Origin of the sequence: Chryseobacterium sp. CFS2 (genome assembly GCF_036543225.1) — a bacterium.
Lineage (GTDB): Bacteria > Bacteroidota > Bacteroidia > Flavobacteriales > Weeksellaceae > Chryseobacterium > Chryseobacterium culicis_A.
This window is the reverse complement of the sequence record NZ_JAZHQU010000010.1, coordinates 71,047-91,833: the sequence shown is the minus strand read 5'-3', so window position 1 is coordinate 91,833 and position 20,787 is coordinate 71,047. Positions and strand designations below refer to the sequence as shown.

General features: G+C 33.7%; 15 protein-coding genes. 9 read left to right on the top strand and 6 right to left on the bottom strand.

All coding sequences use genetic code 11. The annotated features are described in order from the left end of the window. Positions 1-369: 369 nt before the first annotated feature. Both ODR02_RS20400 and ODR02_RS20395 read right to left on the bottom strand, forming a co-directional pair. Positions 370-1,005, bottom strand: a complete 636-nt coding sequence (locus ODR02_RS20400; protein ID WP_309513282.1) for a response regulator transcription factor — start codon at positions 1,003-1,005, stop codon at positions 370-372. Next, a complete protein-coding gene (locus ODR02_RS20395) occupies positions 998-3,985 on the bottom strand; it encodes a ligand-binding sensor domain-containing protein (protein ID WP_309513281.1) in 2,988 nt (995 codons plus the stop codon). The genes ODR02_RS20400 and ODR02_RS20395 overlap by 8 nt, the downstream gene beginning before the upstream one ends. 1,039 nt (positions 3,986-5,024) lie before the next feature. On the opposite strand from ODR02_RS20395, the gene ODR02_RS20390 reads away from it, so the two are divergent. Beyond that, positions 5,025-6,161 carry a hypothetical protein gene (locus tag ODR02_RS20390; protein WP_309513280.1) on the top strand — a complete coding sequence of 379 codons (1,137 nt, stop codon included), beginning with the start codon at positions 5,025-5,027 and terminating at the stop codon, positions 6,159-6,161. 132 nt (positions 6,162-6,293) lie between these two features. On the opposite strand, the gene ODR02_RS20385 is transcribed toward ODR02_RS20390, so the two are convergent. Together ODR02_RS20385 and ODR02_RS20380 are read right to left on the bottom strand one after the other, a co-directional pair. Continuing rightward, entirely contained in the window at positions 6,294-6,932 is a 639-nt protein-coding gene (locus ODR02_RS20385) for a response regulator transcription factor (RefSeq protein WP_309513279.1), read from the bottom strand. Beyond that, positions 6,925-9,894, bottom strand: coding sequence for a ligand-binding sensor domain-containing protein (locus tag ODR02_RS20380; RefSeq protein WP_309513278.1), 2,970 nt, complete (start codon positions 9,892-9,894; stop codon positions 6,925-6,927). Before ODR02_RS20380 ends, ODR02_RS20385 begins: the two co-directional genes overlap by 8 nt. A gap of 590 nt (positions 9,895-10,484) precedes the next feature. Here ODR02_RS20380 and ODR02_RS20375 point away from each other — a divergent pair. From ODR02_RS20375 to ODR02_RS20360, 4 genes are all read left to right on the top strand, one after another. After that, entirely contained in the window at positions 10,485-10,952 is a 468-nt protein-coding gene (locus ODR02_RS20375; RefSeq protein ID WP_309513277.1) for a hypothetical protein, read from the top strand. Between the two features lie 39 nt (positions 10,953-10,991). Next, positions 10,992-11,411: a transposase gene (locus tag ODR02_RS20370; protein ID WP_309513276.1), complete on the top strand. Its 420-nt coding sequence runs from the start codon at positions 10,992-10,994 to the stop codon at positions 11,409-11,411. After that, positions 11,387-11,719, top strand: a complete 333-nt coding sequence (locus ODR02_RS20365; protein ID WP_309513275.1) for a helix-turn-helix domain-containing protein — start codon at positions 11,387-11,389, stop codon at positions 11,717-11,719. The genes ODR02_RS20370 and ODR02_RS20365 overlap by 25 nt, the downstream gene beginning before the upstream one ends. A 312-nt stretch (positions 11,720-12,031) precedes the next feature. After that, complete coding sequence (locus ODR02_RS20360; RefSeq protein ID WP_309513274.1) at positions 12,032-13,060, top strand: alpha/beta hydrolase family protein; 1,029 nt, start codon at positions 12,032-12,034, stop codon at positions 13,058-13,060. 292 nt (positions 13,061-13,352) lie between these two features. On the opposite strand, the gene ODR02_RS20355 is transcribed toward ODR02_RS20360, so the two are convergent. Continuing rightward, positions 13,353-13,838: a hypothetical protein gene (locus ODR02_RS20355; protein WP_309513273.1), complete on the bottom strand. Its 486-nt coding sequence runs from the start codon at positions 13,836-13,838 to the stop codon at positions 13,353-13,355. Positions 13,839-14,085: 247 nt separating this feature from the next. Between ODR02_RS20355 and ODR02_RS20350 the strand changes: the two genes are divergently transcribed. The 3 genes from ODR02_RS20350 (at position 14,086) to ODR02_RS20340 (ending at position 17,616) form a co-directional block, all read left to right on the top strand. After that, positions 14,086-14,907, top strand: a complete 822-nt coding sequence (locus ODR02_RS20350; RefSeq protein WP_309513272.1) for an SDR family NAD(P)-dependent oxidoreductase — start codon at positions 14,086-14,088, stop codon at positions 14,905-14,907. Positions 14,908-14,959: 52 nt separating this feature from the next. Next, positions 14,960-16,330 (top strand): NAD-dependent succinate-semialdehyde dehydrogenase, encoded by a 1,371-nt coding sequence (locus ODR02_RS20345; protein WP_309513271.1) that lies wholly within the window; start codon positions 14,960-14,962, stop codon positions 16,328-16,330. Between the two features lie 71 nt (positions 16,331-16,401). Beyond that, positions 16,402-17,616 carry an epoxide hydrolase family protein gene (locus tag ODR02_RS20340; RefSeq protein ID WP_309513270.1) on the top strand — a complete coding sequence of 405 codons (1,215 nt, stop codon included), beginning with the start codon at positions 16,402-16,404 and terminating at the stop codon, positions 17,614-17,616. A gap of 122 nt (positions 17,617-17,738) precedes the next feature. On the opposite strand, the gene ODR02_RS20335 is transcribed toward ODR02_RS20340, so the two are convergent. Next, entirely contained in the window at positions 17,739-18,611 is an 873-nt protein-coding gene (locus tag ODR02_RS20335) for a helix-turn-helix domain-containing protein (RefSeq protein WP_209784096.1), read from the bottom strand. A gap of 305 nt (positions 18,612-18,916) precedes the next feature. Between ODR02_RS20335 and ODR02_RS20330 the strand changes: the two genes are divergently transcribed. Continuing rightward, the gene (locus tag ODR02_RS20330) at positions 18,917-20,716 is read left to right on the top strand and encodes a POTRA domain-containing protein (RefSeq protein WP_309513269.1); all 1,800 of its coding nucleotides are present in this window, start codon (positions 18,917-18,919) and stop codon (positions 20,714-20,716) included. Positions 20,717-20,787: the final 71 nt, after the last annotated feature.

Genomic DNA, 20,787 nt, shown 5'->3' with positions numbered 1-20,787 from the left:
GAAATATAAGTTGTAGATATTAAACTATATCCGTGAAGTTATAAATTGTCATGAGGTATAGTTTTTAATTGTATGGAAGATCAACAAAAAGATGAGCTCACTGAGCTCACCTTAATCCTGTACCATCGTAAAAATACAGGTAAAATAGAATGAATGTTTAATGAATGCTTATTTAAGGCTTGTCAATAGAAATAGATATAAGCAAATAACTTATAATATTATTTTTATGAAGCAAAACTATACAATTACATAGCTTAAAAGGGTATCGGATCTGTAGTTATTTAATGACAGGTACGACAGTTTTTATCGTGATTATTAGAGATTTGAAGTGGTAAGAAGCCCTGCTTTTAATAGGTCCGGGGATTTTAGCTATTTTTTATAGGCCTGATTGCGGTCTCCCAACCGGACAAGATCAACGGTGTTCTTAATATTGAGTTTTTTGTAAATTCTGGCCTTATAAGTACTCACCGTAGAAAGATGAAGGTTGAGTTCGTTTGATACTTCAATATTCCCATACCCTTTCACCAGCAGGTTAAATATTTCTTTTTCTCTTTCGGATAATGTTTCCAGTGGATTGATAGGAGTGTCTTTTTTAACTGAAGAAACAAGTTTTTTTACAATATCCGGAGAGTAATAAGTTCCGGTTTCAAAGATTTGCTGAACGGCTTCCAGAATATTATTTTCATCCGATAATTTATTTATGTATCCATCTGCTCCTTCAATGATATATTGTACGGCAATATCATTGTCATATACTGAAAAAACCAGGATTTTAAGATCGGGCTGTATTGTTTTTATTTCACCGATCATACTCAAATACTTGCTTTCCGGCATATTGATATCCAGAATTAACAGTTCAAATTGTTCAGCGTATAACTTATCCGTGAGTTCCGTGTAGGATTCAGCATATGAAATTTTCACCTCTTTGTAGTGTGATTCCAAAATCAGGGTAGTCCCTAATCTTACTACAAAATGATCATCTGCAATAATAATTTTTTTAGTCATATTTTTTTTTAATTTTAATGGATACAACAGTTCCTTTTGGAGTATTGTTTTTGAACTCAATTTTACCATTGATCATCATGAGCAGCTGAAGAATAAGATGTAATCCTAAACTGTATTTTTGTAAAACCAGCTTTTCATTTTCAATATTATTCTGAAGTTTTTCATAATAGTTCATTTGTTCCCTGCTCATTCCTTTGCCCGTATCTTTTACCTCCAGGAAAAAGGTGCTGCTATCTTCACTGGTAGAAAGTTCTATGACTCCATTGGTAGTATTTTTAATGGCATTGTCTATGAGATTATGAATGATAACAGCGATCACATTCTGATTGCTTTTTGAATAAGTGGGATCTTTAATATTATTGATAATAAGCGTATTTTGTTCTTTGGCAGCACCTTCGAACAGAGCTTTTTTAGCTTCCACAACTTCGTAGACATTATACTGCTCATTTTTTTCAGAAACGTTATAGATCTCCGCGTATTCTTTTAAGGTTTTCACGAAATTGTAAAACTCCACAGAAGATTTATAGAAACTTTCAAAATGTTTCTTTTGTATGTAACGGTCGTGTTCGTCTGTTTCATAGAGTTTTTGGGCGGTGATGGATAAAAACTTTATGGGAGTAATGATATCATGGCTGATGGTCTCCAATAGTTTTTTCTGCTGTACACTCTCTTTTCGGAGCTGTTCCTTGGTATCCTCCAGTTTGGAGACTGCTTTTGACAGTTTCCGGGTTCTGATGTCAATTATTTCTTCAAGTTCTCTTTTGTTCTGTTCCTGCCTTTTTATTCTTATTTTAATGATAGTAAACACAATAAGAGCTAAAATTAAGACACTAAAGAGTTTAAAAATAAATGTCTGATAAAACAAATGTTTTACATTAATATTAATTGTTTTATAGATGTATTTCCCTTTCGGAGAGACCAATACCCTCACTATTAGTTGATATTGGCCTGGCTCCAGGTTGGCGACATAATATTTGCCATCACTGCTTACCCTTTCCCATTTTTCATTCTTACAGCCTTTCAGTTTTCCTTCAACAACCAGATTAGCTCTGTTAGCATAATAAGGAACATCTATTAAAATGACCGCTTTATAAAAATTGTTTTCCAGATGAATATGCTGTCCTTTTATGCTGCTTTTGGAATCATAAAATATAACCCTTTCCAGAAAGAAGTTATTAGGATAATAGCTTCTTATTTTTTCAGGATCAAAAAATACCAGTCCTTTGATAGAAGGAAATACGAAGTTTCCATTGGGGAGAGCCGCGGCACCCGGAGAACACCCTCCATTGAATTCATTGGTATTAAAGCCATCCTCTTTGCTGTACCGGTAGTAGCTGGGTAAAGTTTTTTTGTCTTTAGAATATTGCAGAAGACTGTTTTTCAAAACCTTAAACAAACCATTGTTGGTGCTGATCCAGAGAAAACCGTTTTTGTCTTCCAGAATTGTATGTGAAAATAAAAGATATCCGTTTTTATCTTCGGGCATTTTAATGAGTTCCCCTTTTTTATACAGAAAGAAACCATTTCCCTGAGTCATGATCCAAACATTTCCATCCTTTGTCTTTGTCATTTCCCTTATATGTAATGGCTTGGCAGAGATTTTTTTAGGAGAAAAAGAGGGACCTTCTATTGAATACAAAGCATCTCTGGTACCTACAAGCCATTTATCATGGTCATATTCATGAACAGTAGTTACAATATTAGGGATGGAAAACTGTAAAAAAGGATTTGTAAAGCCGGAATCTTTATAAAACCTAAGAGTAGATTTTAAAATAGGTTTATGAAAGGTTACAATAAAATAATTTTTCAGTTTCCATGCACGGGAGGGCTCATTTTTAAAAACAAGATTTTCTTTTTTAGAATAATCAGACTGTTTAAAAAAACGTCGTAAACCTGATCTCTGCTGAACAAGAATATTCTGTTGATTATCATACAGTAAAAAAAAATGATTGGTTGTGTTAAAATGATATTGTTTTACCAGTCCGGTTTCGTTGTATACATCGCCTAAGGAATTAATCACCTTATCATTTCCAAAAGGAAGTATGGAATAAAAAATATTTTCATATGATTTATCCGATTTGTTGGAAACATGGAAATTGTTGAATTTTATGACATTCAATCCGTCAGATAATGTACCCAGGTAGAGCTTATTGTTCGCTTCATCATGATAGATGGAAGATAAGGAATTTTTGTTAAGGTCATAATCAGCTAATTTTTTTATAGTAAAGCTATTGTACTCGTACTGTATTCTATACAATATATGATTCTGGATAATAAAAGATTGATTGTTAATCTGGCTCCAGTATATTTTTGCATCATTCCTAAAAAATACTGCAGGTGCATCCAAGTAAGTAATCCGGGTTGGAGAAATTTTAATTATTTTCTTTGAAGCTCTGCAAATAATAAAAATAGTCTTGTCAAAACAAAATGTATCTGAGATATAGCTTTTACGCAGATTTTTCAGCGTTGTGATTTTCTTATTCTTGTATTGTATTGTTCCGTCATGCAGCAAATGATAATAGTTATTCTTACCAAAGTAAATAAAGAAATCTGTATCTTCAAACTTATCTTCTATTGTATTCTTAGTAAAAATAAGGTTCGATCTGCTTTCACGTAATACTCTTTGAAGACAGCCCAGTCGATGGCTCAGAATACTTACATTTCTTTTGGATATTAATGCAATATTTTCTTCAAAAGCTGTTGTAATAAAAATAGTATCTTTCTTTGCATTTCCAAAAAAAGAGGTGAATCTGTTATTTTTAAAGTTAAGGTGATTATAGGTGACAAAATTATTTCCGTCATAACGTACTAATCCATTTTCTGTGCTGATCCAGATAAATCCGTACTTGTCTTTGGTAATGTCCTTTACGCTGTTCTGAGGAAGTCCTTTATCTGTATCATACCATACCGAAGCTGCCTGCTGGCTGTAATACAGTTGTATATTGATGAAAAATAAAACTATAAATTGTTTATAACGCATTTTTAATACTTGTAATGATAAAGTATTCATGGTATAGAATTATAAAACACCAAATTTTAAAAGCTGGATGAAGTATCGAGTGTCATTTTAAAATGATAGCTGTATCAATTTCTAAGGCTTTTAGAGTAAGCTGGGAGTATTGCATTCAGTGATGATCTGCAGCTTATTTTTATGGTATTCTGCTAAATAGTTTTTGATATTTATATGGTTATGTAAAGCTGTTAACTATAATCGTTAACTGAGCATCCTTGTAAAGAATGATCCTGAAAATTGCTACGATGTAAATGATACTTGAATCCTGTTAAAAATTCATATTAACTCTCTACTATTTTCATCAATACATATTAGCCGCAAAAGTACATAAATGCTTTTATATGTGCTTTTAAAACCTGTAGTTATAAAACTACATAAGCAAGATATATCACTATACTTATGGTAATTTGTTTTTACAAAATAAATTTGCATTTTTAACATTCCCTATTTTTAATTGATGCTATTAAAATGCATCAGTTTCATTCCTGAAAAATAAAAGGAGTATTAAGATCACACGATATAATATTAACTGTCTTCTTATTTATATTTTCATGATCTACAGAGTTGCGTAGTTTTTAAACTACTTAAGTGAGATGTAATACTACATTCGTAGTGATGTATTTTTACGCAGTATGCTTAAATTTTTTGTATTCTGAGGTTTAAATTTGTACTATTAAAATGAATGAGTTCCATTCCTGAAATTAATAGAACTATTAATTCAGTAATGATAAAAATGCAAATGAAAGAATAATACAAGATATTTAAACTTCAAAAAGTAGAAAAAAACATCTGTAGAACAGTACATTTATCTTAGCTTATAAAGCCTCTGTAAAAAAATATTCTTTGTTTATCCTTAAACAAAAGGCCTTTTTTCTATTCTATTTTTTAAGCAAAGGGATATTTTCTTTTTTCTACTCATAATGCACAAGTTGATATAAGAATTATATGTACCGACTTATCTCGTATTCTCCACTTCAGAAAAAGTGTAAACACAAATATAAAAACAATGAAAAAAAATGTAACAACTTTATTAACAGTAGTCCTGTTGGCAGCTTCTGCCGGAGTTTTTGCGCAGACGGCAGGTGTAGGTATTAATACCGCAACTCCCAATTCCACATTGGATGTCAATGGAAAACTGGGAACCGCTGATCCGGACGGATTTCAGGCACCACGGCTTACACGGACACAGCTTTCTTCTAAAGGAGATGCTCTTTATGGAGCTGATCAAAAAGGAGCATTGATCTATATTACAGATATCTCGTCGGGTGATAATACCGGACCAAGAGTGAACATCGAAAGTGTTGGATATTATTATTTTGATGGTGCACTATGGCAGAAAGTAATCAGCAATAATATTTATAACGCCGATGGTACCCTTACCAATACCAGAACGGTTACCCAAAATGGAAAGGATCTGAAATTCGTGAACCAGCAAACCACAACTATTAATAATAGTGTAGGTCTTGGTATTTTACAGGATTCAGGGACAGGAACAAGATCAACAATATCCTTAACAAATGGAGGCGATCCCAGTTTGCATATTTTTACAGATACCAACGCCGCAGCACAAATCAAGGCTGCAGGAAACAGCACAAGTTTATCAATAGGGACAGGTAATACTTCAGCGCCCAGTGGTATTTTATTTACTACAACACCTACCAGTGGATCTCTTGGTGCTGAACAACTCCGTATTGCACCGGATGGAAATTCATTTTTTGCCGCAAATGTTGGTATTGGATATGCCAGCACAACGTTTGCCCCGGGTGAGAAATTAAAAATAAGCGGAAGCATTACGACAGCAACCGCCAACTATCCTGATTATGTATTTGAAGAATACTACAATGGAAAGTCTTTACTGAATTCTAAATATAAATTTTTGAATATTTATGATACAGAAAAATTTATTAAGAATAACAATCATTTACCTGGAGTAACTTCTGTTAATGATTTGGCCAAAACGGAAAATGGACTCTATTCATTTAATTTATCTGAACTTTCAACCCAGACATTAGAAAAGGTAGAAGAGCTGTACCTGCATGTTATAAAGCAGCAAACGCAGATTGACGCTCAAAAAGAACAAATTAATGAACTCCTTCATTTAACCCAAAAATTACAAAAGAAAAGTAAATCAAAAAAACATTAATACAATCATCATAATAATTTACTATTATGATAAAATACAATTAAAAAAAACGGAATATTTATTCCGTTTTTTTCTTTTACATACATTCTGTGAGCTTTAATTATTTTTCATAATACTAGGTTTTTTGTGCATTTATTTATGTTTGTGCGTTTGGTTTCTATCGCCCAGCCTCACAAGATCCACGGTATTCTTAATATTGAGTTTTTTATAAATTCTTGCTTTATAAGTACTCACCGTGGAAAGGTGAAGGTTGAGTTCATTCGATACTTCAATATTTCCATACCCTTTTACTAAAAGATCAAATATCTCTTTTTCTCTTTCGGATAATGTTTCAAGGGGATTGATGGGAGTGTCTTTTTTAGCAGAAGAAACAAGTTTTTTTACAATTTCCGGGGAGTAGTAGTTTCCGGTTTCCAATATTTGCTGGACTGCTTCCAGGATATTATTTTCATCAGATAATTTATTTATGTAACCATCCGCTCCTTCAATGATATATTGTACGGCAATATCATTGTCATATACTGAAAAAACAAGGATTTTAAGATCGGGCTGTATTGTTTTTATTTCACCCATCATACTTAAATATTTGCTTTCCGGCATATTAATATCTAAAATTAGCAGGTCAAACGACTCTGCATATAATTTTTCTGTGAGCTCCATGTAAGATTCTGCACAGGAAATTTTTACATCTTTGTAGTGAGATTCCAGAATCAGGGTAGTGCCTAATCTTACTACGAAGTGATCATCTGCAATAATAATTTTTCTAGTCATCTTTTTGTTTTTTTATTTTAATGGATATTATCGTTCCGTTGGGGGTATTATTTTTAAATTCAATTTTACCGTTGATCATCATGAGCAGCTGAAGAATAAGATGTAATCCTAAACTGTATTTTTGTAAAACCAGCTTTTCATTTTCAATATTATCCTGAAGTTTTTCATAATAAATCATTTGTTCCTCGCTCATTCCTTTACCTGTATCTTTTACCTCCAGGAAAAAAGTCCTGCTGTCTTCAGTGGTAGAAAGCTCTATAACTCCATTGGGGGTATTTTTAACGGCATTGTCTATGAGATTATGAATGATAACAGCAATCACATTCTGATTGTTTTTTGAGTAAGTGGGATCTTTAATATTATTGATAATAAGAGTGTTTTGCTCTTTAGCTGCACCTTCAAAAAGAGCTTTTTTGGCTTCTACTACCTCATAAATATTATAAATTTCATTTTTTTTGGAAATGTTATAAATCTCTGCGTACTCCTTTAAGGTTTTCACGAAATTGTAAAACTCTACAGAAGATGTGTAGAAACTTTCGAAATATTTCTTTTGTATGTAACGGTCATGTTCGTCTGTCTCATACAACTTTTGGGCGGTAATGGATAAATATTTTACGGGCGTAATAATGTCATGACTTATCGTTTCCAAAAGTTTTTTCTGCTGTACACTCTCTTTTCGGAGCTGTTCCTTGGTATATTCCAGTTTTGAAACTGCTTTTGAGAGTTTCCGGGTTCTTATGGCAATAATTTTTTCAAGTTCTCGTTTTTTCTGTTCCTGTCTTTTTATTCTTATTTTAAAGAATGTAAATACAATAAAGACCAATAGTAAAATGATAAAGAATTTAAAAATAAGTGTTTGGTGAAATAAGTATTTTACACTGATATTAATTGTTTTATAGATGTATTTTCCTTTCGGAGAAGTCAATACCCTCACTATTAGCTGATATTGGCCTGGCTCCAGGTTTGAGATATAATATTTACCATCACTGCTTACTCTTTCCCATTTTTCATTCTTGGAACCTTTCAGCTTTCCTTCGATAACCAGATTAGCTCTGTTAGCATAATAAGGGACATCTATTAAAATGACTGCTTTATAAAAATTGTTTTCCAGATGAATTTTCTGTTCTTTGATACTGCTTTTGGAATCATAAAATATAACCCTTTCCAGAAAGACGTTTTTAGGATAATAACTTCTTATTTTTTCAGGATCAAAAAATACCAGTCCTTTGATGGAAGGAAATACAAAATTTCCATTCTGGAGAACTGCCGAGCTTGGAGAAGATCCTCCATTGAACTCATTGGTATTAAAACCGTCTTCCTTACTGTACCGGTAGTAGCTTGGTAAAGTTTTTTTGTCTTTAGAATATTGCAGCAGATTGTTTTTCAAAACCTTAAACAAGCCATTGTTGGTGCTGATCCAGAGAAAACCGTTTTTATCTTCCAGAATCGTATGTGAAAATAAAAGATATCCGTTTTTATCTTCGGGCATTTTAATGAGTTCCCCTTCTTTATAGAGAAAGAAACCATTTCCCTGAGTCATGATCCAAACATTTCCATCCTTTGTTTTTGTAATTTCTCTTACATGTAATGAAGCACCAGATATTTTTTTAGGGCTGAAAGAAGGTGCTTCTATTGAATATAAAGCGTCTCTGGTAGCTATCAGCCATTTATTTTTGCTCAGCTCCTGGACTGATGTAGCGATATTGGGAATGGAAAACTGTAAAAAAGGATTTTTAAAGGTAGAACCCTCATAGAAGATGAGTTTAGACTGTAACGAGGGCAGATGAAACACGATAACATAGTTGTGGTTGATATTTAAAACATAAGGTGTTGTTTTTGTGAAATACAGAGATTCATTTGTTGAGTAATTGGAATCTCTGAAAAAACGGAGTAATGAAGTACCATTTTGAACAAGAATATTTTTTTTGCTGTCATAAAATAAGAAATATTTGCTTGTGGTAGTAAAATGATACTGTTTTACCAGTCCGTTTTCATTGTAAACATCTCCTGAAGAAGTAATTACTTTATCATTGTCAAAAGGGAGTAGGGAATAAAAAATATTTTCATAAGATTTATTGGATCGGTTGGCCACATGAAAATTATTAAACTTCACTACATTCAATCCGTCTGATAATGTTCCCAGATACAATTTATTATTAATCTCATCATGATAAACAGAGGCTAAAGAGTTTTCATTAAGATTATAATCTATCATTTTTTTTAATCCAATGATATTGTTGTGATAGGACACCTTATACAATGACTTATGATGGAAGATAAAACATTGATTGTTTATCTGGTTCCAGTATACTTTCACATTATTCTGGAAGAAAATCTCGGAAGCATTTAAATAACTAATTTGCCCTGAAGATATTCTGATGATTTTTTTTGACTTCCTGGAAATGATAAAAATATTTTGTCCCAAACAAAAAGTTTGGGTTATATAGTTCTCATGAAGCCCTTTTACAGGTGCTATTTTTTTATCATTATAGTGTATAGTTCCATTATTAAACAGATGATAGGAATTCTTTTGATCAAAATAAACGAAGAAATCTTTATGATCTGTTTTTTCCGGAGTTTCATTTTTTACAAATAATCCATAGTGCTTGTTTTCATGCAATGCTTTTCTGATACAATTGTTCTGGTGATGTAAAACGCTTACGTTTCTTTTGGATACCAAAACAACATTTTCAGTATACGCTGTAAAATTATAAATAGAGTCTTTTTCAACACTTCCAAAAAAAGAAGTAAATCTGTTGTTTTTAAGATGAAGATGATTATACGTTACAAAATTAAACCCGTCATAACGCACTAGTCCGTTTTCTGTGCTGAGCCATATAAATCCATATTTATCTTTAATGATATCTTTTACACTATTCTGTGGAAGGCCATTATCTGTGTCATACCATACAGAAGCTTCTTGCTGGCTATAACAAAGTTGTACCCAGAATAGTAATAGCAATATGAATGCTTTATGATACATTAGGAGAGGTGATACATTTGTGTTTTAATCAATTGAATGAACATAAATGTAGTAAAAATAAATCATTGTTCAAAGAATTAAATGTCATTTATAAACTACATAATTCACAATTAAAAACTACAATATTACTAATCTATTTTTACAGTAATTATTTTACCTTTTGTCCGTATTAGTAGACATTTGTGCCAGTAATTTTAATGCTTTATTTAAACCTTAAAAGTTAAATAAATTCTCAAATTTTTTAAATGAAATCTTTTATATATTTCACTTATTTGGGATTATTTGTATTTGTTTTTAAAGGTAATAATATGTTTTGCTTGATTAAATTATGAATGAAATTTATTGGTCTTAAAAAACAAAAGATGGGCAATAAGTGAATAAATGCAAATAGAAAAACTAAGTATGGTTAAAATTATAAAATTACATTTTTGACATCATTGCTTTTTAGGGAGTTCAACCGGTGTTTTTTACAAACTTGCAGGATGAATAGGATAATAATATTCCGTCTGAAATCAAAATATATACAAAGAAAATAAATAAGAATAGGCAATTTTAATAATTGAAGGGTAATGAAAATAAATAATAAGAAGAGAGTAGGTTATTTTATGACTTTTCAGCTGGTAGTTTTAGCGCTGCTTTTTTTAGCGATTAGTATTCTCATGTATTTGGGGTATATTTTTGTTTTAGGAATTTTTTCCTTAATCACTTTATTGATACTTGTATATAAACTGTTAAAAATACAGTTTGTATTTGAATATGAGAATTCCGGACAGGTGATTTCCATTAAAAATTATCATTGGCTTTCAGTGGGGAGAAAAAATCCGGTCTTTGAAATGCCGCAAAAAAAAATTATAAGGATAGAAGTAAAAGAACAGACTTTTAGAAAATACTTAATCCTTCTTTTTTTAAATTCTTCAGGGAGGGTGTTAAGAAAAAATATTGATATCACATTTTGTAGTGAGAATGAAACCCACAAGCTTTTAGGAGATATATCCAACAATTTAATAAAGGATGGGTCAGGAACTTACTTCTTGTAAAAATATTACTTTTTGAATACAGATATAAATTAATTTAAGATGGAAAATTTGAAAGACATTCATATTGGTGCTTTGGTATATGAATGTGTTAATGAACAGGATATTGGTATGAGCAGAATCTGCAGATTCCTGCATTCAACAGAAAATGAGATTCTGGAAATGTATTCTAAGAAATCATTAGACGTGGATATACTTCTAAAATGGTCAAAATTATTGAGATATGACTTTTTTCGCCTCTATTCCAATCATTTGATATTATACGCTCCCATTGCCAACCAAAATAAAAATGGAGTGAAATCAAAACTGCCTCAATTCCGGAAAAGTTTATATACGAAGGAAATTATAGACTATATATTGGAGCTCTTGAAAAATAAAAAGAAGACTCCGATAGAAATCATTAATCAATACAGAATCCCAAAATCAACATTGAATAGATGGATAAGCAAGTACAAACAATAAATACTGGTCCTGATTACAAACGGATTTATCATGATTTCATAGAGTCTAAATGCCCGGATAAACGGGAATATGTAAAAAAATATCTGTCAAAAGATACAATGTCTTTGTCCGATGTTTTAAAGATTAATAATATTATATTTTTTGATGAATTATCTAAAAGTCAAAAATTCAAATCCTATGATAAACAGGCTATTTTCGAAATACTTGATTACCAGAAAAAGCATAAATTAAATAATAGTCAGCTAGCTAAGCATTTTAAATTAAGTAGAAATACCGTTACAAAATGGAAACGTATATTTTTAGTATAATCAGCTTTTTTATCCTAAAGTAAGTAAAGTGGTAATTATATACGGATTAACCCTACAAAGTTCATTAAACTTTGGTAGTATGATAACGAGATAATCATAACCTTTCAGCTCCAAGACTAAGGATGAAAAGAAGGCAAAATGAAAGTAGCTGAAGAACAAAACCGAGAAGCAATATTTGAAGAAAAATATTCCATTAACTCCAATCATCTCCTAAAGAGAAGTGTAATGGTAATCAATTAAAAAAAGATAGTATTACCAAGCTCTGCTTACGGAAACTGACTAAAGATATTCAGGATAATGGTAAATAACCGTATGGCAGATATAACCGAAGAAACTATGAAAAAGAAATTACTATTGAGTACTGTAGCCATCTTAATTATGCTCCTTTTATTATTAGTCGGGTATAAAGAAAGAAGTTATATCCCCAAAATAATTAAATATATCCCATTTGAGCACATACAAGCGGAGAAATGGACAGAAGATTTTCATGTCGTGAATATTAAATCAACTAAAGACTCTTCCATGCAAAAAGCGTATGTTTTCCAGTCAACAGCAAAAGCATCGCAACCTCTGGTTGTCAGTCTTCATCAGTGGAGTAGCAATTATCAAGAATACGACAAAATAGCAAATAAAGTAAAAGAAAAGAACTGGAATTATATTCATCCTGATTTTAGAGGTTCCAACAAGAATGTTGAAGCTTGTGGTAGTGATTTAGCAATACAAGATATAGATGATGCTATTGACTTTGCTCTGTCTAATTTCAACTGCGATAAAGATAAGATATATGTTATTGGCGTAAGTGGGGGTGGACATGCGGCATTAGCAAGTTTTATGAAATCAAAACATAATATTGCTGAGTTTTCTGTGTGGTGTCCAATCTCTGATATTTATTGGTGGTATCACCAAACAAAAATACGACACTTAAATTATTGGAAAGATATTTTGATATGTACTAATAGTTTGAATGGGCAACTAAACGAAATTTATGCGAAATCAAAATCGCCTATCTATTGGAAAACTCCAACTCAAAAACTGACAACTACCAAACTAAAAATATATGCAGGAGTATATGATGGAATACGAGGTTCTGTCCCTATTACTCAATCCATAAATTTTTACAACAAGGTATTAACCGATATAAAATGTTCAGATAGTTCTCAATATGTAAATGACTGTGAGATAGTTCATCTTTTAGAAAAACAAACGCCTTTACACAATTACGGACAAATCGGGAATAGGAAAATTATCTTCAAAAAAGAATACAAAAACGTCGATATTACTATCTTTGATGGAGCACATGAATTATTGCCAGATATTGTATTGCAGACGCTGAACAAATAAAATACATATAAGTAAATTAAGACTCATTAACAAGGCTCGATTTTCCAGTATTTTATTGAGATATAATGATAAAGGGAGCGTCTTCACAGATTGTTCCCTGTTTCCATTCCATAGTTTGTTCTGAAAGCTATTATTTATCAAGATTAATTCGTATATAATTCCCAAAACTAAAAGTGGAAAACTCAGAGTGAAATTTCACTCTGAGTTTTTGTATTTGAATATATACTGATAAGAATGTTGTCGTTTTTCTTAGACTTGTTTTTTGTTGGTGCTAAAAGGCATTATCCTAAATCTACTTCTTCGACTGCAGAGACAGGTTATCCATATAAACAGCCTGATGTACTCCATTCAGTAAGACTTTCAACCCTAAATGTGAATCTTTTTTCAAAGAAACAGTAAATACTTTTTTCTCTCCTGTTATCTTGGAAGGTTTAGTGATTGAAACATACGTTTTTACTTCGGAAGGATTGTCTACTGAGAACAGTTCTAATGTTGTTTCTCCTCCATTATCCGAAAGATCAAGAGAAAGCGTATAGGTTCCGGCTTTGATTTCCGGTGTTACCAGATACATATTTTCTCCAGGATTAGTCATTGAATAAAATACAATTCTTTTGTCACTTGCATACAGCATGGCTTTCCCGGCTTGAGCAGTCCAGCATTTATTGATATCTTTCCAGGTATCAAAGTTTTCCGAAAGAGTGGCTACAGGTTTACACTGTGCATTGGCTGTCAGAAATCCTCCTACAACTGCTATTCCCGTAAGTACGAATTTTTTCATGTATTATTTTTATTTATAATGAGTAAAAATAATCAAAAAAAGATTGTTCCGATGGTATTACTTTATGATTTAAGTTAGCTTTTAATGATATGAATATTATCCGGAAAATTAATTTCCTGTTCAAATGTCTCAAATAAATTAAACCAGCCTACAAATTGAGCTGATTTATCAACATAAATGAGCCGATTGAGAAAACTGAAAATAAGGGCTTGCTCTAAATTTGTACTGCTAAAAAAGATAAATAAAAATGAGCAAAACAATATTTATAACAGGAATTTCCAAAGGTTTTGGAAGACTATGGACTGAAGCTTTTCTTAAAAGAGGAGATCGGGTAGTGGCAACTTCAAGAGATGCAGAGAGCTTGAATGATCTTGCACAGCAATATAAAGGACAGTTATTGGTTATTACACTGGATATAACAAACAGAAATTCTGTTTTTCAGGCCGTTCAGCAGGCAAAACAATACTTTGGAAGTATCGATGTCGTTATCAACAATGCAGGTTATGGTGTTTTTGGAGCTGTTGAAGAGTTAGATGAACACACCATTAAAGATGTATTTGATGTCAACGTTTTTGGAACACTGTGGGTAACGCAGGCTGTACTTCCTATACTAAGAGAGCAAGGTCACGGGCATATTATACAATTATCAAGTGTCCTCGGGATTTACAGTATCCCTACGTTAGGAATTTATAACGCTACAAAATTTGCCGTTGAAGGTTTCAGTGAAGCGCTGGCTGGTGAAGTGAAAGAATTAGGAATTCATGTCACGATGATAGAACCTAATGGGTATACTACTGAATTTGGTGGATCATCTGCCGTTATCGGAAATGAAATCTCAGCGTACAATGATGTTAAATCGAAACTGCATGAGATTGAAGGCGTTCCTCCACAAGATTATGGAAATCCGGAAGCAACGGTTCCTGCCATTTTACAGCTTATCGATTCAGAAAATCCACCATTGCGTCTTTTTTTAGGAAAAATAGGCCTTCAAAAAACAAAGAAAGAATATGCTTCGAAATTTCAGGTCTGGGAAGACTGGAATGATATCGCGGTAGCGGCACAAGGTTAGACTTTTTTCCCGTAAACAACCCAAAATTCTAACGATTCATAAAATTATACAAATGAAATATCATACGATTAATCCCGCTACAGGTGAATTCATAAAAGAATTTCCTTATCATACAGATGCGGAAGTAAATGAACTGCTTAGTACTGCACAATTAAGGTTTCAGGAAGACTGGAAATGGCGTCCGGTTTCTGAGCGAATTTCACTGGTGAAAAAAGCCGGGGAGATTTTGAAGGAAAAAAGAGAATATTTTGCAAAACTTGCGACTCTGGAAATGGGAAAGATGTCCAGATTCAGTGATCTCGAGGTGGATCTGGTCATAGGTATCTTTGATTATTATGCCGCGAATGCTGAAAAAATGCTGGCTCCCAAAGTTATTGAAGAAGAAAAAGATGCAGTGATCCTTTCTGAGCCATTGGGTGTCATACTGGCCATTGAACCCTGGAATTTTCCTTACTATCAGCTGGCTAGGGTAGCTGTTCCTCAGTTAATAGCAGGAAATGTTGTCTTAATGAAGCATGCTGAAAATGTTCCTCAATGTGCTCTTGCTTTCGTGGAACTGTTCAGAGAAGCAGGGATTCCTGATGGTGTTTATACCAATTTATTTTGCAGTATCGAACAAACAGGCCATCTCATTGATGATTTCAGAGTGAGAGGAGTAGCTCTTACAGGCAGCGAACGTGCCGGAATATCCGTAGGTGAACGTGCCGGCAGAAATCTTAAAAAAGTAATTCTGGAATTGGGAGGAAGTGATCCGGCACTGGTTTTAAAAGGAGCATCTCTGGATGCTGCTGCAGAACAAATTGTTATGGGCAGAACCTATAATTCCGGACAAGGCTGTGTAAATATAAAACGGGTGATTGTAGTAGGACAGGAACGGGGACAAAAAATGCTGGAACTTTTGAAAGAACGCTTTGCTGCCATTAAAATTGGTGATCCAAATGATGAATCAACAAGTCTTGGCCCGTTAGCGAGTGAAAGAGCACTCGATGGATTAGTAAAACAAATAGAAGACGCTCAGTCTGCCGGTGCGAATATAGTGGTTGGCGGTAAACGGGTAGACCGTCCCGGATTCTATCTTGAGCCTACAATTTTAACCAATATATCCAAAGACAATCCCCTTTATAAACAGGAAGCATTTGGCCCTGTATTATCCTTTTATATTGTAGATACGGAAGAACAGGCTATCCATCTTGCTAATGATATCGATTACGGATTGGGCGGATATATATTTGACGAAGATGTTGAGCATGCTAAACAAGTGGCATCAAAAATCGAATCCGGTATGGTCTATATCAATTCCTGTTTCTCCGATGCTCCGCATTTACCTTTTGGCGGTGTTAAAAATTCCGGTTTTGGCAGAGAACTTTCAGAACTGGGAATCGGTGAATTTATCAATCGTAAAATGGTTCGGGTAGCTGGCTAGATCTTCCTATGTAAAATTATTTCAGCATAGTAAAAAATGCTAAAAACAAATACTCAGTTAAACTTAAAAACATGTCACAACAACCTCATTCATACTTTGTGTTGCCGGAAGCAACCGAAGAGATCGAATCCTTTACTGTAAATATATCCGAAGAAGCTATTATGGATCTGAAACAGCGCTTACACCAGATTCGCTGGCCTGATGAAGAAATCGTAGACGACTGGTCACAGGGCGTTCCTCTCCATGCTGCAAAAAAACTCATAGAGTACTGGAAAAATGATTACGACTGGAAAAAATTTGAAAACCGAATCAATCAATATCCTCAATACCGTACATTGATTGATGGAGTAGGAATTTATTTTATTCATGCAAAATCTCCTCATCCCAATGCTATACCTTTATTGTTAACTCATGGCTGGCCGGGTTCAATTATTGAATTTATCGATGTCATCGACCGTCTGACTGATCCCACGAAGTTTGGAGGAAATGCTGAAGACTCTTTTCATGTAATTATTCCTGCAATGCCAGGTTTTGGTTTTTCAGATAAACCTAAAGAACAGGGATGGAATCCCGGCCGAATTGCAAAAGCCTATGCTTACCTGATGAACACAAAATTAGGATATAAAAAATGGGTAGTACAAGGTGGCGACTTCGGTTCTGCCGTTACCCATGCTCTGGCAGACATGAAGCCTGACGGATTGGCTGCAGCGCATGTCAACTTACTTTTTGTAGTGCCGGACGAATATCCGGCGAATCCCACAGAGGAGGAAAAACGAGCTATTGACGGTATTGAAACGTATATCAATAAAAAATCAGGATATGCAGATATCATGAATACAAGACCTCAGACCATAGGCTACGCCCTAAACGATTCACCGTTAGCATTGGCTGCCTTTATATATGAAAAGTTCTGGGAATGGACCGATAACAATGGCAAACCTGAAGATGCTTTAAGCATGGAGCAAATGCTCAATGATATTTCCCTGTACTGGTTTACAGAAACAGGCACATCCGCTTCACGTCTGTACTGGGAAGGGGTAGGCAGTACCATCAGAACTCATGCTTTTTTCTCTGCAAGCAGGGCTGCATCAGAGATTATTACAACGCCAATGGCAGCAACATTATTTCCCGCAGAAACTTTTACTCCACCCAAAAAATGGGCAGAAGCAGCGTGGTCAGATATCTTTTATTGGAATGAGGTAGAAAAAGGAGGTCATTTTGCGGCGTTTGAGGAACCGGAAATCTTTGCTGCTGAAATGTGGAAGGTATTCAAAAAATTCAGATAAAATTACAGCAGAAAATCTATTGCTTTTTACTACCATTCAAAATAGTAAATTGTGCCCCCGGAAGTATTAATCTGCCGGGGATAGATTTTTTTAGCAGGGAAGGTTTAAAAGGACAGGTTGTTTTACAAATTTTCATTCCTGAAAACAGTAGGAGATATTCCATACAATGTTTTAAATGCCCGTGAAAAATGAGAAATACTTTCAAAACCTACGGCATATCCTACTTCATTGACAGGCCAATCCGTGGCCGTTAGTAAATCTTTTGCTTTAGTAAGCCGTTTTTCCTTTATAAACTGAGCAGGCGGAACTTTGTAAATGGTATTAAAATCCCTTTTGAAACTCGCCAGGCTTCTTCCCGACAGATAGGCCAGATCTTCAAGTTTTAAGGGATTCATGAAATTTTCTTCTACGACTGTTGATATATCCGTCACAAACTGTTTTTTCAGTTGGAGCAACTGTAAAAGTAAGTTATGATCAACCTGAGTTAAATCAAATAAAAGTTCCATAATTTTCATTCTGAGAAGCCGTTTATCAATTTTATCAGGAGCATTAAAGTGTCCCTTAATAGAAGTGATAAAGGACAGTAGAGGCTCTTCTACAGGTTTTACATTAACATCTGCCAGTTTCTCTGTTTTGCTGTTGGTAATGCCAGCCATCTTAATGAAGTCGGAAATAAATTCATCTTTCAGAAAAAACATGATACTATCGTACATTTCACCGGTTTCTGCAGATCCTGTTTTGTCGTAAGTAATACTGATGTTTTTCTTCAAAATCACCATTTCATTCTTTTTTACCAGATAGGTTTTTCTGCCGTGGGTGATAAGATTTTTTCCCTGCAGTACAAACAGCAGCATATGATCTTTGAGAAACATGCCTCCTTTCTGATCATCAATACTGTGAGAGCAGGATTCTACCAGATTAACGGAATCTATCGATAAAAAATTTCGATAATAGGGTGCTCCAATGAGCTCTTCAGGCACGATGGTGGCTTTCATGGCAACATAAAATTATAAATCAAATATAAAGAAAGACACTCATATTTACAATGAGAATACATCTATCAGCACGATTGACATCTTCCTTTGATATGAATAAGCGCTGAAACAATTAATGTAAAAAATAAATTGTATTCATTTTATTTTAATTGAGAAAATTAAAAAGAGCGTCTTAAATTGTAAAAAGGAACTTGTATAGAAAGCAACTTTAATCATTATTTCCCATAAAGTTGCTTCTTTTATATATTTTAAGCCTTATTGGCTTGCAAATTGATACTACAAATTGAATTGAATTTTGATGACTAATGACTAGAACGACTGTAACTCTGATTTTCTTTTTAAGTGGTTTTTTCTTTTTAAATGCACAAGAGAAGAAAGATTCGCTTTATTACAAAATAGAAGAATTTTCGGATCAAAGAAAAGTTACCAAATTCATTCACCGTTTTATATTTCGTAGAGAACCGGATTCCACTTCCGTGAAGTCCAATACTGAAAAGCTTTCCCAGGAGACATATAATAAAAAAATTATCAGAAAGGTCAGGATTGAAACCATTGACCCTTTCGGATATGGCTCGCAGGACAGTAAAGAAAGAACGAAATGGTATGACTGGGTGGCAGATCATCTTCATGCCAGTACTAAAAAATCAACCGTCAATAATTTTTTGCTTTTTAAAGAAGGAGAAGAATATAATGCCCAGAAACTCTACGAATCTGAACGTTTGCTGAGAACAATGCCTTTTATAAACAGGGTGAATATAAGTGTTTCTGACAGTACTTCCAGTAAAGATTCCATAGATGTTGTTGTACGGGTTCTTGATTCCTGGAGTCTGAAACCGAGAATCAGTTATTCCGGAAGCAAGATTGGTCTGGGGGTTACGGAAGAAAATGTACTGGGACTGGGACACACATTGGATTTTCTTTACAGAAATGATTCCAAAGAGAAGCAGGATTATCTTTTAGGTAGCTATACCACCTATAATCTTTTTGGTACTTATATTAACGCCCAGCTTCTTGGGGAAAGGGATTTTTCGAGAAATGAAAGAATCAATTTCAGTCTTAGAAGAGACTTTTTCTCTCCTTTAACGAAATGGGCAGGAGGTTTTACCTTTGAATATTTTATGCGGAAAGTGTTACTTCCGATACAAACAGATACCACTTTTCCCGAAGTTCAGATCAAAGTATACAGTCAGGATTTATGGGGAGGTTATCAGATTCCGGTTTCAGCGGATCCCAATGAAAAAATATCCAGTAATATTGCCATTATAGGAAGATTTCAGAATTACAGGTACAAAGACAGTCCTGGAATTGACCAGTACCAGTATTTCAGCTCTTACAACAGCTTCCTGATGTCTGTAGGGTTTATCCACAGAAACTTTTCGGTCCAGAAGAATATATTTCAATATGATTTGCCTGAGGATGTTGCCTACGGTAATTCTGTGAACATTATTGCAGGAGGCTTATCCAGAAATAAAGAAGTGAATCCGTATGTAGGAATTTCTGCATCTTACGGCCGTTTTACAAAGTTGGGATACTTTACAGTGAAAGGCCAGTTTGGAAGGTTTTTTAATGAAGACAGCCAGAACAGGGAATCTTTCCGTTTTGATGCAACCTATTTTACCCATCTTATGGACTGGAAATTTGCCAAAGCAAGACATTTCTTTTCTCCCACGTTAGCCTTGGGAAATCCACAGCATAACTACTCTTATAAAGATAGAATAAATCTTTCTTCCGCAGATGAATTTCCTGTTTACAATACGGATTATATCGGAACTAAAAAACTGGTTCTACGATACCAGCTTCAATTATTTATTAATAAGACCTGGAAGAATTTCCACTTCAGTCCTTATTTGACAACAGCAGTCGGCTGGCTGGGAATGCCTGATGATAAACTGTTTAAAACAAAAGTAAATACAAAAATCGGAATAGGTGTTTTAATTAATAATCCCTATCTGGTTTTCAACAGGATTCAGATTTCTTTCATGTATTATCCCCGTGTTCCTTTTGATAATAATTCCGTTTTTGATTTTAACAGCAACAGGAATAATCTTTTACCGATGAACAATTTTGCTACGGATATTCCTCATTTTGTCAATTTTGGGAACTGATAGTGGAAAGTCAATTCGGTATTTGAAAAACTGAAAAAGATCGATTTTCAGGTTATATATTTTCTCATTTT